A 14037-nucleotide genomic window follows, 5' to 3' on the forward strand; every position below is an offset into this window, starting at 1 on the left:
ATGCCACCAGCCGCCGCCGCCCGGTCAGTGCATCGCGGGGCCGACGCCTTCGACCGCACCCTGCTGCCGGATGCGCAGCGCGAAGCCGATCAGCGCGGCGACGGCGGCGAACGCCGCACCGAATGCGAAGGCCGCATGGTAGCCGCCGTTCAGCGCGTCGAGCGGCGCGGCATTCGCTGCCGCGAGCGTGTTGCTGCGGGCGGCCGCGAGGCTCGCGAGCACGGCGAGGCCGAGCGCGCCGCCCATCATGAATGCAGTGTTGACGATCCCTGACGCGAGCCCGGAATCGGACGGATCGACGTCGCTCATCGCGGCGAGCAGCACCGGGTTGAACGCGACGCCCGCGCCGATGCCGAGCAGCGTCATGCCGGGCAGCACGTGCCAGACGAAGCCGCCGTCCACCGGCGCACGCGAGAACAGTGCGAGGCCGCACGCAGCGATCAGCAGGCCGGCCGCGATCGGGCCGCGGATGCCGAAGCGCATCACGATCCGCGCGGACAGCCCGAGCGAGAACGCGGCCATGATCAGGTTCGCCGGCAGGAATGCAAGGCCGACCTGCAGCGGCCCGTAGCCGAGCACGCGCTGCATGTACAGCGCGGACAGGAAGAACCACGCGAACATCGCGGCCGCCCACAGCACGGCGATCACGTTCGCGAGCGCGACGTTGCGCGACGAGAACAGCGAGAGCGGCATCAGCGGATGCGCGGCGCGCGCCTCGATCGCGATGAACATCGCGAGCAGCGCGACCGCTGCACCGATCAGTGCGACGGTCTGCGTCGACAGCCAGCCGGCTTCGTTGCCGCCGACGATCCCGTAGACGGCCAGCATCAGCGACGCGGTCACGGTGATCGCGCCCGCGACGTCGAGCCGCGCGGTGCCGGCCGGCGCGCGCAGGCGCGGCAGCAGCGAGACGCACATCGCATAGACCGCGATGCCGATCGGCAGGTTGACGAGGAAGATCCAGTGCCACGACAGCGAGCTCGTCAGCAGCCCGCCGAGCAGCACGCCGATGCTGCCGCCGCCCGCGCAGACGAAGCCGTACACGCCCATCGCGCGGGCGCGTTCGCCGGGTTCGGTGAAGAGATTCATGATCAGCGACAGCGCGACGGCCGATACGACCGCGCCGCCGATTCCCTGCACCGCGCGCGCGGCGATCAGCATCGCCTGCGATTGCGCGAGGCCGCACGCGAGCGATGCGAGCGTGAAGACGACGAGGCCGGCAAGGAACATGCGCCGCTGGCCGTACAGGTCGCCGAGCCGGCCGCCGAGCAGCAGGCAGCCGCCGAACGTCAGCAGGTACGCGTTGACGACCCACACGAGGGCCGTCTCGGTGAAATGGAGGTCGGTGCTGATCGACGGCAGTGCGACGTTCACGATCGTGCTGTCGAGCACGATCATCAGCACGCCGAGGCAGAGGACGATCAGCGCGTACCAGCGCTTCTCGCCGTGAATCCCGTGGGTCATGGGCTTGCCGCCTTCTGATCGTTATTGGAAGGCTGCATTGTAGGCGCCATCGGCGCGGGCTTCCTGCCGGTTTGTGGCAGCAGCGAAGCGTAGTCGCGCGTCCGGGCGGGACGCGCGTGATGATGGATGCGACGGGCGTTACGAGCGCGCCGGCAACTCGCAGCCATCGGGGCCGCACGCGGCCGCGTCGCCGCCGTCGAGCTCGACGATGCCGTCGCGCCATGCCTGGTCGAGCGCCTGCGCGAATGCGTCGGCCGGCTGCGCGCCCGACACCGCGTAGCGGCCGCCGAACACGAACAGCGGCACGCCGCGCCCGCCGATCTGCGCGGCGCGGGCGACGTCGGCTTCGACTTCGGCGCGGTACTGGTCGCTGCGCAGCACGGCTTCGACGGCCGAGCGCTCGAGCCCGGCCTCGACCGCGAATTCGGTCAGCTCGGCGTGATCGAACAGCGAGCCGTGCTCGCAGAAATACGCGCGGTACAGCCGCTCGGTCAGCGCGTGCGCGCGGCCCGTCGCTTCCGCGAGCTTCACGAGCCGGTGGCCATCGAGCGTGTCGCCGACGAGCGTGCCGGGCAGGTCGTAGCGCAGCCCGACGCTGGCGGCGGCATCGGTGACCTGGCGCAGCATCTGGTCGACCTGCGCGGGCGACATCCGGTACTTGCCGCCGAGCATCGCCTCGACCGGCTCGACGGGCTGGCCGGGCATCAGCCGGTACGCGCGCAGCGCGACGTCGACGCGGTCGGCGTGCGCGAACGTGGCGAGCGCCTCATCGAAGCGGCGCTTGCCGATCCAGCACCACGGGCAGATCAGGTCGGACCAGATTTCGACGGTCAGGGTCGGGCGGGCAGTCGGGGCGGGAGCGGTCGTCATGGGCGGTTCCGGGCAGCAAAAAATGTAACCGGGACTATATCACTTCGTGCTTCGACGCTTCGTCTTGCCCGGCGACCGGGTGAAACGGGCGCCCGGCGTACCACGAAGCATAGACACGGAAGCGGCGCCCCGATAGCGATTGCCGATGCGGGCCGCCGCCGCGCGTTGCGGCGCGCCGGCCCGCGACGTGTTTCGCTCAAGCGTCGCCCTGCGTTTCCTTCAGGTGCTTGAGGTGCTTGTAGACCGTCGCGCGGCCCATCCCGAGCACGTTCGCGACGTAGTTCGCCGCGCTCTTGCCGCGAAACGCGCCCTCCGCGTAAAGCGCTTCGACGAGCTCGCGCCGGTGCTCGCGCGTGAGCCCGTTCAGCCCGACCTGCCGCTCGCGCAGCCAGCCGTGCAGGAACGTGTTGATGCGCTCCTGCCAGTCGTCGCGGAACAACTCGTCCGGCTGCGCGACGACGCCCGCGCCCTTGATGAACAGGTCGAGCGTCGCGCGCACCTCGTCGAACACCGCGATGTTGAAGTTGATGCACATCATCCCGGCCGGGCGGCCTTCGTCGTCGAACAGCACGTTGCTGACGCAGCGCATCCGGCGGCCGTCCCAGTTCAGCTTCTCGTAAGGGCCGATCACGCGCTCGCGCGCGGAATGGTCGATTTCCTCGAGCGCGGAATCGTCGCCGACCTCGCGCTTCGACAGGTTGTTCGCGAGATACAGCACGGTCTGGTCGTGCAGGTCGTGAATCACGACTTCCGCGTACGGGAAGAACAGCGCGGCGATACCGTCGGCGATCGGCGCATAACGGGTGAGCAGCAGGTCTTTGACGGGGGATTTCTTCTTGCGCATCGGGTTCGCCATCTCGGGTGGGCGGGGGCCGGGCAGCGCGTCGGGCCGGAGCGCCGGCGCACCGTTGGCCGGCATGCCCGTGCGCCCGCGCGCGGCCGCCGCGGCGGTTGCGCCATTGTATCGGCCCCGCGCGCGCGTGCCGCTCATGCGCGTGCCAGGTGCGTGTACAGCGCGTGCGCGATCGCGATGTCCTCGAGCCCGAGGCCGATCGAGCGGAAGAACGCGTGACGGGCATACGACGGCGCCGGGCAGGTGCCGGCGACGAGCGCGGGCAGGTCGCCGGCGATCCGCGCGGCGTCCCAGCCGTGCTCGGCCGCCGCGATCTGCATCTCGCCGGCGCTCGCGGGTGTCGTGTGCCGGTAGTCGCAGTACACGTCCATGTCGGGCAGCCAGGCGGGCGGGATTTCGTGTGCGCGTGCGACGTTCGTGCTGATCGACGTGACGAGCGCGGGGCGCGTGAGCATCCCGTCGCCGAGCACGGGCGTGCCCGACGACGTGCACAGCATCACGACGTCCGCGTCGCGCACGCAGGCTTCGACGCTCGCCGCGGCGCGGGCGCGCGGATCGAGCTGCGCGAGCGCCGCCTGCTGCGCCGCGTCGCCGGCGAGCGAAGGCGCATACACGCGGATCGTCTCCCAGTCGCGCAAGCCCGCCGTGTGCCGCAGGTGCGCGAGGCCGACCGCGCCCGCGCCGACGATCGCGAGATGGCGCGCGTCGCGCGGCGCGAGGCAGTCGACCGCGAGCGCGGTCGTGCCGGCCGTGCGCTCGACGGTCAGCAGCCCCGCGTCGCACCACATCAGCGGCTGGCCCGTGCGCATCGACATGAGCGCGGTCCACGCGGTGACGATGGGTTTCCCGTCAGGCTTGCCGCCCGTCACGACATACGGCGACAGCTTCGCGCCGAATACCTGCGCGTCGGCGAGCGCGCCGAGATACGTGATGAAGTCGCCGGCCTGGTCGGGAAACAGCGTCAGCGTTTGCGGCGGCTGCACCGCGCGCGCCGCGGCGAGCGACGCGAACATGCTGCGCAGCGTACCGAGCACGTCGAGCGACGGCAGGGCCGCGCGCACCGCGGCTTCGTCGACGGTCAGCGGCAGGGTCGGGGCGGTTTGCGTCATGGGGACATCTCCGGTCGGGGCCGGACAGGGCCGTCTCGATCGACGGTGTCCGGCGGTGTTCGTGATGGACGAAAAGTCTAATATAGACAAACAAAATCGGGAGAATTTTTCTGTTCGAGACTTGGTGTCGTCGCGCGGTTCTAAAAAAACAGCGGTAAATCAAAGGCATTCAGAATGCCTGGCGAATTCCGGACGTCGCGTATCGGGGCACGATTCTCGTATCCCCTATAGTCTATAGTAGACTTTGAGTCTATATTTCGCGTGCAGGACACGACACGTCGCAGCGTGGTGGCTGCCTGCTTCGAATGCCGATCCGGCGCCCGGCCCGGGCCGTCGTGTACCGATCTTCATCGCCTCAATCCAGAACGGAAGGACCGTCATGAACTGGAAGCTCTCCCTTTGCGCCGCTGCGGCGCTTGCCTGCGCGGCCGTCACGGCCCATGCGGAACAGACCACGTTGCGCTTCGGGATCGAAGCCGCGTATCCGCCGTTCGAGAGCAAGACGCCGGCCGGCCAGCTGCAGGGTTTCGACGTCGACATCGGCAACGCGGTGTGCGCGAAGCTGAACATGAAATGCGTGTGGGTCGAGAATGCGTTCGACGGCTTGATCCCGGCGCTGCAGGCGCGCAAGTTCGACGCGATCAACTCGGCGATGAACATCACGTCGAAGCGCCGGCAGAGCATCGACTTCACGCCGGCGATCTACGTGGTGCCGATCGTGATGATCGCCAGGCACGGCTCGTCGCTGCGGCCTGACGTCGCGAGCCTGCGCGGCAAGCACGTCGGCGTGCTGCAGGGCTCGTCGCAGGAGGATTTCCTGAAGGCGCACTGGGCCACGGCGGGTGTGGCCGTCGTGTCGTACCAGGATCAGGACCAGATCTATGCGGATCTCGTCGCGGGTCGTCTCGACGCGGCCGTGCAGGAAGCGCAGACCGCGCAGGACGGTTTCCTCGACAAGCCGGCCGGCCGCGACTACCAGATCGTCGGCGAGCCGCTGAAGGATCCGGCGACGCTCGGCGAAGGCACGGGCTTTGGAATGCGCAAGAGCGACAAGGCGCTGCAGGCGAAGATCGTCGGCGCGCTCGACGCGCTGAAGAAGGACGGCACGCTCAGCGCGCTGTCGCAGAAGTACTTCAAGCGCGACATCGTCGCGAAGTGAGCACCGGCGCGCGCCGGCCGCCGCGCCGGCGCGTGCCGCATCGAATCTCGACGCAGTACGGGGAATCATGGACTTCGACGTCATCGTTCTGGGGGCCGGCATCGTCGGCGTGTCGTCGGCGCTGCATCTGCAGGATCGCGGGCTGCGCGTCGCGCTCGTCGACCGGCGCGCGCCTGGCGAGGAAACGAGCCACGGCAATGCGGGGCTGATCGAGCGCTCGTCGGTCGTGCCGTACGCGTTTCCGCGCCGGCTCGGCACGCTGCTGCGCTATGCGCGCAACCGCTCGGTCGATCTCTACTGGGACTACCGCGCGCTGCCCGCGTATGCGGGCTGGCTCGCGCGCTTCTGGCGCGAATCGTCGCCGCAGCGGCTCGCGGCCGCTGCGCGCGACCTGTTGCCGCTCGTCGCCGCGAGCGTCGCCGAGCACGACGCGCTGCTCGCACGCACCGATGCCCAGCCGCTCGTGCACGACGGCGGGTGGATCGAGGCGTTCCGTTCGCCCGCGCTGTTCGATGCGGAAACGCGCGCGCAGCAGCGCGTGGCCGACGCGCACGGGCTGCGGATGACCGTGCTCGACGCGGGTGCGTTGCGGGCGCGCGAGCCCGGTATCGGCGACGCGTTCTGCGGCGCATTCCACTGGCAGGACCCGAAGACCGTGTCGAGCCCGGGCGGGTTGACCAAGGCCTACGCGCGGCTGTTCGAGCGCGCCGGCGGCACGTTCGCGCTCGGCGATGCCAGGACGCTCGTGCAGGTCGATGACGGCTGGCAGGTCGGTACCGAGCACGGGCCGATCTCGGCGCGCTCGGCCGTGGTGGCGCTCGGGCCGTGGTCCGATCACGTCTTCGAGCCGCTTGGCTACCGGATTCCGCTGCGCGCGAAGCGCGGCTACCACATGCACTACCGGCCCACGCGCGCGCCGTTGAACGTGCCTGTGTGCGATACCGAGGCAGGTTTCGTCGTCGCGCCGATGGAAGGCGGCCGCCTGCGGCTCACGACCGGCGTCGAGATCGCGCTGCGCGGCGCACCGCCGACCGGCGTGCAGCTCGCGCGCGCCGAGCCGCTGGCGCGCGATGCATTCGGCATCGGCGAGCGGCTCGATCCCGAACCGTGGCTCGGGATGCGGCCGTGCACGCCCGACATGCGCCCGGTGATCGGGCCCGCGCCGCGCCATCGCCACCTGTGGTTCGCGTTCGGCCATTGTCACCACGGGCTCACGCTCGGCCCCGCAACCGGACGCCTGCTCGCCGAAATGATGACGGGCGCGCCGACCTATATCGATCCCCATCCGTACCGGCCCGCGCGCTTCGGCTGATCCGGCGGTGCGCGCTGCGTCGCGCGCGCCGGCCTTCACAATGTTTCATTCTGCTATCCGAATTATCGGAAATCGCGCAATCGGAAATGATCTGCGTAATCGCCGAGAAAGATAATCGCGAAATAAAGAAAATCGGCAAATCGGCGATTGAGCAATGCATTTTCATATTGCTGAAATACGTAATAGGCGGTCGCTCGTGACGGTGTGGTGCGCCGTTGCAGCGGATGTTCCGGTGTTACGCGGAATGTACCGGAACACGTTACCGCGGGGCTCGCAAACGTTACGTTACATCCGTGTTCCAGCGGCCTTTTTCGTCAGATGATTGCGGCGTGAATGCCGTGAATTTCGTCTGAAATCGATTAAAAAAGCGTTATTGCCGGTCATTAGACAGACGAATCAATCCTGTTTTTCGAATTGGCACACTTCGTGCAATCGGTCCCCATGCTTTATCAACGTTGTGCCAACCGAGATGGGGAAAATAAAGATGGGACACAATCTGAAATTGACGGGTGTAGCGCTGTCGGTCGCGACGGTGTTCGGGGTACTGGCTTCGGGTTCCGCGATGGCGGGGGCCCTTGATGCGCTGCCGATTCCGCAAGTGATCGTCAACCCGCCGACGAACAGCGTGTCGGTCGGGTTGGTCGCGACGGGTACGTCGCCGCTGGGCTCGGTCACCGTGGCGGCAGGCGGGGCGGGCGCGATCCAGACGTCGCTGGGCGATCCCGGCCAAGTACTGTCGGGCGCCGTGGGGGCGGTGACCGGCGCACTCGGCGGTGGCGGCGGCACGGTGCAGCCGCTCGCGCCGGTCCAGGGTGTGCTGAATCAGGTGACGGGTGCGTTGGGCGGCGGCAACCCGGCGGGTGCGTTGACCGGTGCGCTGAATACGGCGACGGGGACGCTGAGCAATGCGGTTGGCACGGTGACGGGTGCACTGGGCGGTATCGGCGGTGGCTCGAACCCGCTGGCGCCGGTGCAAGGCGTCGTCAATCAAGTAACGGGTGCGCTCGGTGGCGGCAATCCGGCTGGTGCACTGACTGGCGCGCTCGGCACGGTCACGGGTGCGCTGGGTGGCATCGGCGGTGGCTCGGATCCGCTGGCGCCGGTGCAAGGTGTGGTCAATCAAGTAACGGGTGCGCTCGGTGGCGGCAATCCGGCCGGCGCGTTGACCGGTGCCCTCGGCACGGTAACGGGCGCGCTGGGCGGTATCGGCGGCGGTTCAAACCCGCTGGCGCCGGTTCAAGGCGTCGTGAACCAGGTAACGGGTGCGCTCGGTAGCGGCAACCCGGCTGGTGCATTGACTGGTGCGCTCGGTACGGTGACGGGCGCACTGGGTGGCATCGGCGGTGGTTCAAACCCGCTGGCGCCGGTGCAAGGCGTGGTCAATCAAGTAACGGGTGCGCTCGGTAGCGGCAACCCGGCTGGCGCACTGACTGGCGCGCTCGGCACGGTGACGGGCGCGTTGGGTGGCATCGGCGGTGGTTCGGATCCGCTGGCGCCGGTGCAAGGTGTGGTCAATCAAGTGACGGGGGCGCTCGGTGGCGGCAACCCGGCCGGCGCACTGACCGGTGCACTCGGCACGGTGACGGGCGCGTTGGGTGGTATTGGTGGCGGCTCGAGCCCGCTGGCGCCGGTTCAAGGCGTCGTGAATCAAGTAACGGGTGCGCTGAGCGGAGGCAATCCGGCAGGTGCCCTGACCGGTGCGCTGAACACCGCGACCGGGGCACTGAGCAGCGCGCTCGGTACGGCGACGGGCGCACTGGGCGGCATCGGCGGTGGCTCGAATCCGCTGGCGCCGGTTCAAGGCGTCGTGAACCAGGTCACGGGCGCACTCGGTAGCGGCAATCCGGCTGGCGCACTGACTGGCGCACTCGGCACGGTGACGGGCGCATTGGGCGGTATCGGCGGCGGCTCGAACCCGCTGGCACCGGTTCAAGGCGTCGTGAATCAAGTAACGGGTGCGCTCGGCAGCGGCAATCCGGCGGGTGCACTGACCGGTGCCCTCGGCACGGTCACGGGTGCATTGGGAGGCATCGGCGGCGGCTCGGACCCGCTGGCTCCGGTTCAAGGCGTCGTCAATCAAGTGACGGGCGCATTGGGCGGCATCGGCGGTGGCTCGAATCCGCTGGCGCCGGTTCAAGGCGTTGTGAACCAAGTCACGGGCGCGCTCGGCAGCGGCAATCCGGCAGGTGCACTGACCGGCGCCCTCGGCACGGTGACGGGTGCACTGGGCGGTATCGGCGGTGGCTCGAACCCGCTGGCGCCGGTGCAAGGCGTCGTGAACCAGGTCACGGGCGCGCTCGGCAGCGGCAATCCGGCAGGTGCACTGACCGGCGCCCTCGGCACGGTGACGGGTGCACTGGGCGGTATCGGCGGCGGCTCGAACCCGCTGGCACCGGTGCAAGGCGTCGTGAACCAGGTCACGGGCGCACTCGGTAGCGGCAACCCGGCAGGCGCACTGACCGGCGCGCTCGGCACGGTGACGGGTGCATTGGGCGGCATCGGCGGCGGCTCGAACCCGCTGGCGCCGATCCAGAGCGTCGTCGACCAGGTCACGGGTACGCTCGGCAGCGGCAATCCGGCCGGCGCACTGAGCAACGCGGTCAACACGATCACGGGCACGCTCGGCAACGTCGGCGGCGCGGGAAGCCCGCTGGCTCCGGTGCAGGGCGTCGTCACGCAGCTCGCCGGTACGCTCGGCGGCGCGGGAAGCCCGCTGGCGCCGGTGCAAGGCGTCGTGAACCAGGTCGTCGGCACGCTGTCCGGCGCCGGTGGCGGTAGCCCGATCACGCCGATCACGAACCTCGTCAACGGCCTGCAGAATGCGCTGCCGACGGGCGGCAACGCAGCCGGCGCGCTGACCGGCGCACTGGGCTCGGTGACGGGCGCACTCGGCAACCTCGGTGGCTCGAACCCGCTGGCACCGGTGCAGGGCGTCGTGAACCAGGTCGTCGGCACGCTCGGCAGCAGCAACGCGGTCGGCACGGCCACGAACGCACTGGGTAACGCGGTCGGCTCCGTCGTGGGCGCACTCGGCAACCTCGGCGGCTCGAGTCCGCTGGCCCCGGTACAGGGCGTCGTGAACCAGGTGGTCGGCACGCTCGGCAACCTCGGCGGCTCGAACCCGCTGGCGCCGGTGCAAGGCGTCGTGAACCAGGTCGTCGGCACGCTGTCGGGCGCGGCGGGCAGCAACCCGATCGCCCCGATCACGAACCTCGTGAGCGGTCTGACGGGCGGCAGCAACCCGGCCGGCGCACTGACCGGTGCGCTCGGTTCGGTGACGGGCGCACTCGCGAACGGTCCGGTAGCCCTCGGGCAGGCGGCCGGCGCGCTGTCGGGCGCGGCCGGTTCGACGGCGGCAGCGGGCGGCAGCCTGCTCGGCTCGGGTGCGAACGCGGCCGGCGGCACGGCGGGCGCAGTCGGCTCGCTGCTGACGACGGGCGCCAACGCGACGGCGACGGTCGTCAACGCGGTCGGCACGACGGTGGGCACGGCGCTCGGCTCCGCGCCGGGCCTGTCGGTCACGCCGCATTCGGGCAACAGCGCGCCGGGCAACCCGCTCGCGCCGGTGTCGTCGCTGCTCCAGTCGCTCACGGGCGCACTGCCGAAGTAACCGGCGCGCACGCACGGCGGAGCCGGATCGGCCGCCGTGCGCAACGGGCCGCACAACGCGGCATGACAGCAATGTCATGCCGCGTTGTCTTTTGGTGCCCCTTTTTTCTTTCGCCGCACGAATGGTTGCCGCCGCCGAAGACGACGCTCGCCGGCCGGCGTGGAATAACCGGTCGCCTCCATCCGTTTACATACCGAATCCCGGCAACGCCGGCCGGCGGGATAATGGTCGTGACGAAGCCGATCGTCCCGGCCGGTGCCGCCGTATCGCGATGCCGTGTCAAGGAGAAAGGGCATGAACCGGATACTCGTCGTCGCCGCGCTGACGGCGGCAGTCGTGCGACCGGCCGCCGCGGAACCGCCGCGAGCCGGCGACGGAAAGCTGGTCGACGAAGATCACATGACGCTGTACGTGTTCGATCGCGATGCGCCCGGCAAGAGCGCATGCGACCGCGCATGCGCGACGAACTGGCCGCCTGCGCTGGCCGACGCGTACGACAAGGCAACCGGCGCGCTGAGTGTCGTCGCGCGCGACGACGGCAGCAAGCAATGGGCATACCGCGGGCGCCCGCTGTATCGCTGGAAGCTCGATCACAAGCCCGGTGACGCGGGCGGCGATGGGGTCGGCGGCATGTGGCACGTCGCGCGTCCGTGACGACGGGCGGTGGGGCGGTGCGCGAGGCATCCTGATGAGCTACGAATCGGACCTGCTGGTGTGGTTGCCGCATCTCACGCGTTATGCGCGCGCGCTGACGGGTGACCGGGCCTGGGCAGACGATCTCGTGCAGGACACGCTCGAGCGAGCGCTGAACCGCCCGCCGCGCGACGGCGGCAACCTGCGCGCATGGCTGCTGACGCTGCTGCGGCACCGCTTCATCGACCAGTTGCGCGCACGGCACGAGATCGCGGTCGACGACGCGACGGCGCCGTGGCAGACGATGGCCGCACCGGCCGGCGAAATCGGCGGGCTGGTGCTGCGCGACGTGCAGCGCGCGCTGTACCGGCTGCCGGTCGAACAGCGCGAGGTGCTGCTGCTGGTCGCGCTCGAGGAATTGAGCTATCGCGATGCCGCGGAAGTGCTCGGCGTCCCGGTGGGGACGGTGATGTCGCGGCTCGCACGGGCGCGCGGCCAGATGCGTGCGCTGTTGTCCGACGAGCCGCCGGCGCACGGCACGGCTGCATTACGGGTGATCGGGAAGACATGATGGACGATCCGCACAAGCCTTCGAACGCGCGGGATGACGATGCGTCGGCGCAACTGCTGTCCGCGTTGCTGGACGGCGAGCTGTCCGGGCACGAGCGTCGCGAGGTGCTCGAGCGCGTGCTGGCCGATCCGGAGGAGGCCGAACGACTCGCGCACTATCGGGCGCAGCGCGATGCACTGCAGGCGCTGTTTCCGCTGCCGGCCGCCGCGCCCGCGCTGTTCGTGCAACGTCGTGAGCCGCGCCGGCGCGGGATCGCCTATGCGTTCGCGGGGCTCGCGGCCGGGCTGCTGATCGGTGTCGCGCTGCATGCGGGCTGGGTGGCGTTCGGCGGTGAACCGGGGTTCGCCGCGCGCGCGGATGTCGCCTATGCGACGTACGTGGCCGACCGCGACCATCCGGTCGAGGTCAGTGCGGGCGACCCTGACCATCTCGTCGCGTGGCTGTCCGCGCGTCTCGGGCGGCCCGTGCGTGCGCCGTCGCTCGACGAATACGGTTACCGGTTGCTCGGCGGCCGGCTGCTCCCGGGCGAAGCGGGGCCGGCCGCGCAACTCATGTACCAGCGCGCGGACGGCGAACGCGTGACGCTGTACATGACGGCCTACGACACACGGCGTCTCGCGCCGCAGGCGATGTCGGCCGGCGGCCGCTACACGTATTTCTGGTCGGATCGCGGGATGGGCTATGCATTGTCCGGCCAGGGCGACGAACGGCGCCTGCGCGAACTCGCGATCGACGCGTGCGGCGCGCTAGGCGGCCCGACCGATGCGTGGAAGGGGTGACGCGCGCGGCGCCGGCAGGGAGCACGTGATGAAGACGACGATGACGAAGGGGCTCGTGCCGATGCTGGTGCTGGCGGCGCTCGCCGCGGGCACGGCGCTTGCGCAGGCGGACGGTGACGTGCCGCTGCGCGTGCCGGTCGACGCCGATGGCGTGCAACGGGTGGCGATCGTCGGCGGCAGCTACTTCTTCCGGCCGAACCACGTGATCGTGCGGGCGCACGTGCCGGTCGAGCTGACCGTGTCGGCCGAGCCCGGGCCGGTGCCGCACAGCTTCGAAATCGATGCGCCGCAGGCCGGCATCGCGGTGCGCACCGAGCTCGGCACGACGCCGAAGACGTTTCGCTTCACGCCGTCGCAGCCGGGCCGGTTCGCCTACTATTGCACGCATCGGCTGCTGTTTTTCAAAAGCCATCGCGAGCGCGGGATGGAAGGCGCGCTCGATGTCGAGGCGGCGCCGTGATCGCCGCGTTGCTGGCCGCGAGCCTGATAGGAGCGAGCATGACCGCCGATCCCGTGACCGTCGCGCAGGCGCATTTCGACCACGTCCGCTCGTATCGCGCGACGATCCGCTCGTCCGCGCGCGGCGGCGAGCACACCGAGATCCGTTACGCGTACCTGAAACCGGGCTTCGTCCGGATGGATTTCGTGTCGCCGCATCACGGCGCGGTGCTCGCGTACGATCCCGGCGACGGCAAGGTGCGGTTGCGTCCGTTCGGCGCGCACGCGCCGCCCGCGCTGACGCTGTCGCCGTCCAATCCGCTCGTGCGCGACCGCAGCGGCCACCGGGTCGACCGGTCGGACGTCGGCGAACTGCTGCGCAACGTCCATGCGCTGCAGGAGGGCGGTGCGACGGTGACCGAAGGCGAGGAGGCCGTCGGCGGCCGCACTGCGCTGCGCGTGTCGGTCACGGGCGCGCCCGCGCATGCGGTCGACGGCGTGCATCGCTACCGGCTGTGGCTCGATACCGAGGACGGCTTTCCGCTGAAGGTCGTCAGTTTCGCGGACGGTGACGACGTGCCGCTCGAAACCGTGACGCTCGACGACGTCGAGATCGACGTCGCGTTTCCCGAACGCTTCTTCGCGCCCTGAGCGGTGCGCTGACTCATGCCCGTGACAGGCATGCCGGAGGCTGCATGGCGGAATACCGGTTCTCGACGATCTGGCGCGTGGACGCGCCGCTCGTGGCGGTGTGGGACGCGATCTACCAGGTCGACCGCTGGCCCGTCTGGTGGAAGGGGGCCGTGCGCACCGTCGAGATCGAGCCGGGCGACGTGCGCGGCGTCGGCGCGCTGCACCGGTACACGTGGAAGGGGGCGCTGCCTTACCGGTTGACCTTCGACATGCGCGTGCGACGCGTCGAGCCGCCGCATGCACTCGAAGGCCGTGCTGGCGGCGCGATCGAAGGCGACGGATGCTGGTCGTTCATTGCCGACGGCGCCCGTACGATCGTGCGCTACGACTGGCACATCCGCACGCACGTGCGCTGGATGAACCGGCTGGAGTGGCTCGGTCGCCCGCTGTTCCGATGGAATCACGACGTCGTGATGCGTGAAGGCGCGAAGGGGCTCGCGCGGCTGCTGGGCGCGGCAGTCGAGACGGAGGGCCGGACGTTCCGGCCGCTGCCGGACGCGGGCTGCGCCGATGCCTGAACGCGGGTGAACGCGAGGAAAAGCGCGT

General features: G+C 69.9%; 13 protein-coding genes. 9 read left to right on the plus strand and 4 right to left on the minus strand.

The features are described from left to right. Nucleotides 1-24 precede the first annotated feature (24 nt). From LXE91_RS09090 to LXE91_RS09105, 4 genes are all read right to left on the minus strand, one after another. On the minus strand, nucleotides 25-1464 hold the full coding sequence (locus LXE91_RS09090) for a DHA2 family efflux MFS transporter permease subunit (RefSeq protein WP_039361197.1): 1440 nt from the start codon (nucleotides 1462-1464) through the stop codon (nucleotides 25-27). 138 nt (nucleotides 1465-1602) lie between these two features. Beyond that, nucleotides 1603-2334 carry a DsbA family oxidoreductase gene (locus LXE91_RS09095; protein ID WP_039361196.1) on the minus strand — a complete coding sequence of 244 codons (732 nt, stop codon included), beginning with the start codon at nucleotides 2332-2334 and terminating at the stop codon, nucleotides 1603-1605. A 196-nt stretch (nucleotides 2335-2530) separates the two neighbouring features. Continuing rightward, entirely contained in the window at nucleotides 2531-3325 is a 795-nt protein-coding gene (locus tag LXE91_RS09100) for a helix-turn-helix transcriptional regulator (RefSeq protein WP_039361194.1), read from the minus strand. Next, entirely contained in the window at nucleotides 3322-4296 is a 975-nt protein-coding gene (locus LXE91_RS09105; protein WP_039361192.1) for an ornithine cyclodeaminase family protein, read from the minus strand. Before LXE91_RS09105 ends, LXE91_RS09100 begins: the two co-directional genes overlap by 4 nt. 379 nt (nucleotides 4297-4675) lie before the next feature. Here LXE91_RS09105 and LXE91_RS09110 point away from each other — a divergent pair, with 379 nt between their 5' ends. The 9 genes from LXE91_RS09110 to LXE91_RS09150 all read left to right on the plus strand — a co-directional run bounded on the left by LXE91_RS09110 (nucleotide 4676) and on the right by LXE91_RS09150 (nucleotide 14009). After that, nucleotides 4676-5455 (plus strand): ABC transporter substrate-binding protein, encoded by a 780-nt coding sequence (locus tag LXE91_RS09110; protein ID WP_039361190.1) that lies wholly within the window; start codon nucleotides 4676-4678, stop codon nucleotides 5453-5455. Nucleotides 5456-5522: 67 nt separating this feature from the next. Beyond that, on the plus strand, nucleotides 5523-6767 hold the full coding sequence (locus LXE91_RS09115) for an NAD(P)/FAD-dependent oxidoreductase (RefSeq protein WP_039361188.1): 1245 nt from the start codon (nucleotides 5523-5525) through the stop codon (nucleotides 6765-6767). Between the two features lie 484 nt (nucleotides 6768-7251). Further along, a complete protein-coding gene (locus LXE91_RS09120) occupies nucleotides 7252-10377 on the plus strand; it encodes a beta strand repeat-containing protein (RefSeq protein WP_039361186.1) in 3126 nt (1041 codons plus the stop codon). A 294-nt stretch (nucleotides 10378-10671) separates the two neighbouring features. Then, entirely contained in the window at nucleotides 10672-11031 is a 360-nt protein-coding gene (locus tag LXE91_RS09125; protein WP_039361183.1) for a COG4315 family predicted lipoprotein, read from the plus strand. Between the two features lie 34 nt (nucleotides 11032-11065). Beyond that, nucleotides 11066-11581 carry a sigma-70 family RNA polymerase sigma factor gene (locus tag LXE91_RS09130; RefSeq protein ID WP_039361534.1) on the plus strand — a complete coding sequence of 172 codons (516 nt, stop codon included), beginning with the start codon at nucleotides 11066-11068 and terminating at the stop codon, nucleotides 11579-11581. Beyond that, nucleotides 11578-12360, plus strand: a complete 783-nt coding sequence (locus tag LXE91_RS09135) for an anti-sigma factor family protein (RefSeq protein WP_039361181.1) — start codon at nucleotides 11578-11580, stop codon at nucleotides 12358-12360. Before LXE91_RS09130 ends, LXE91_RS09135 begins: the two co-directional genes overlap by 4 nt. 28 nt (nucleotides 12361-12388) lie before the next feature. Then, a complete protein-coding gene (locus LXE91_RS09140) occupies nucleotides 12389-12820 on the plus strand; it encodes a cupredoxin domain-containing protein (protein ID WP_046196665.1) in 432 nt (143 codons plus the stop codon). Continuing rightward, nucleotides 12817-13449, plus strand: a complete 633-nt coding sequence (locus LXE91_RS09145; protein WP_039361178.1) for a LolA family protein — start codon at nucleotides 12817-12819, stop codon at nucleotides 13447-13449. The genes LXE91_RS09140 and LXE91_RS09145 overlap by 4 nt, the downstream gene beginning before the upstream one ends. A gap of 44 nt (nucleotides 13450-13493) precedes the next feature. After that, nucleotides 13494-14009: an SRPBCC family protein gene (locus LXE91_RS09150; RefSeq protein WP_039361175.1), complete on the plus strand. Its 516-nt coding sequence runs from the start codon at nucleotides 13494-13496 to the stop codon at nucleotides 14007-14009. Nucleotides 14010-14037 lie beyond the last annotated feature (28 nt).

Source organism: Burkholderia contaminans, assembly GCF_029633825.1.
Lineage (GTDB): Bacteria > Pseudomonadota > Gammaproteobacteria > Burkholderiales > Burkholderiaceae > Burkholderia > Burkholderia contaminans.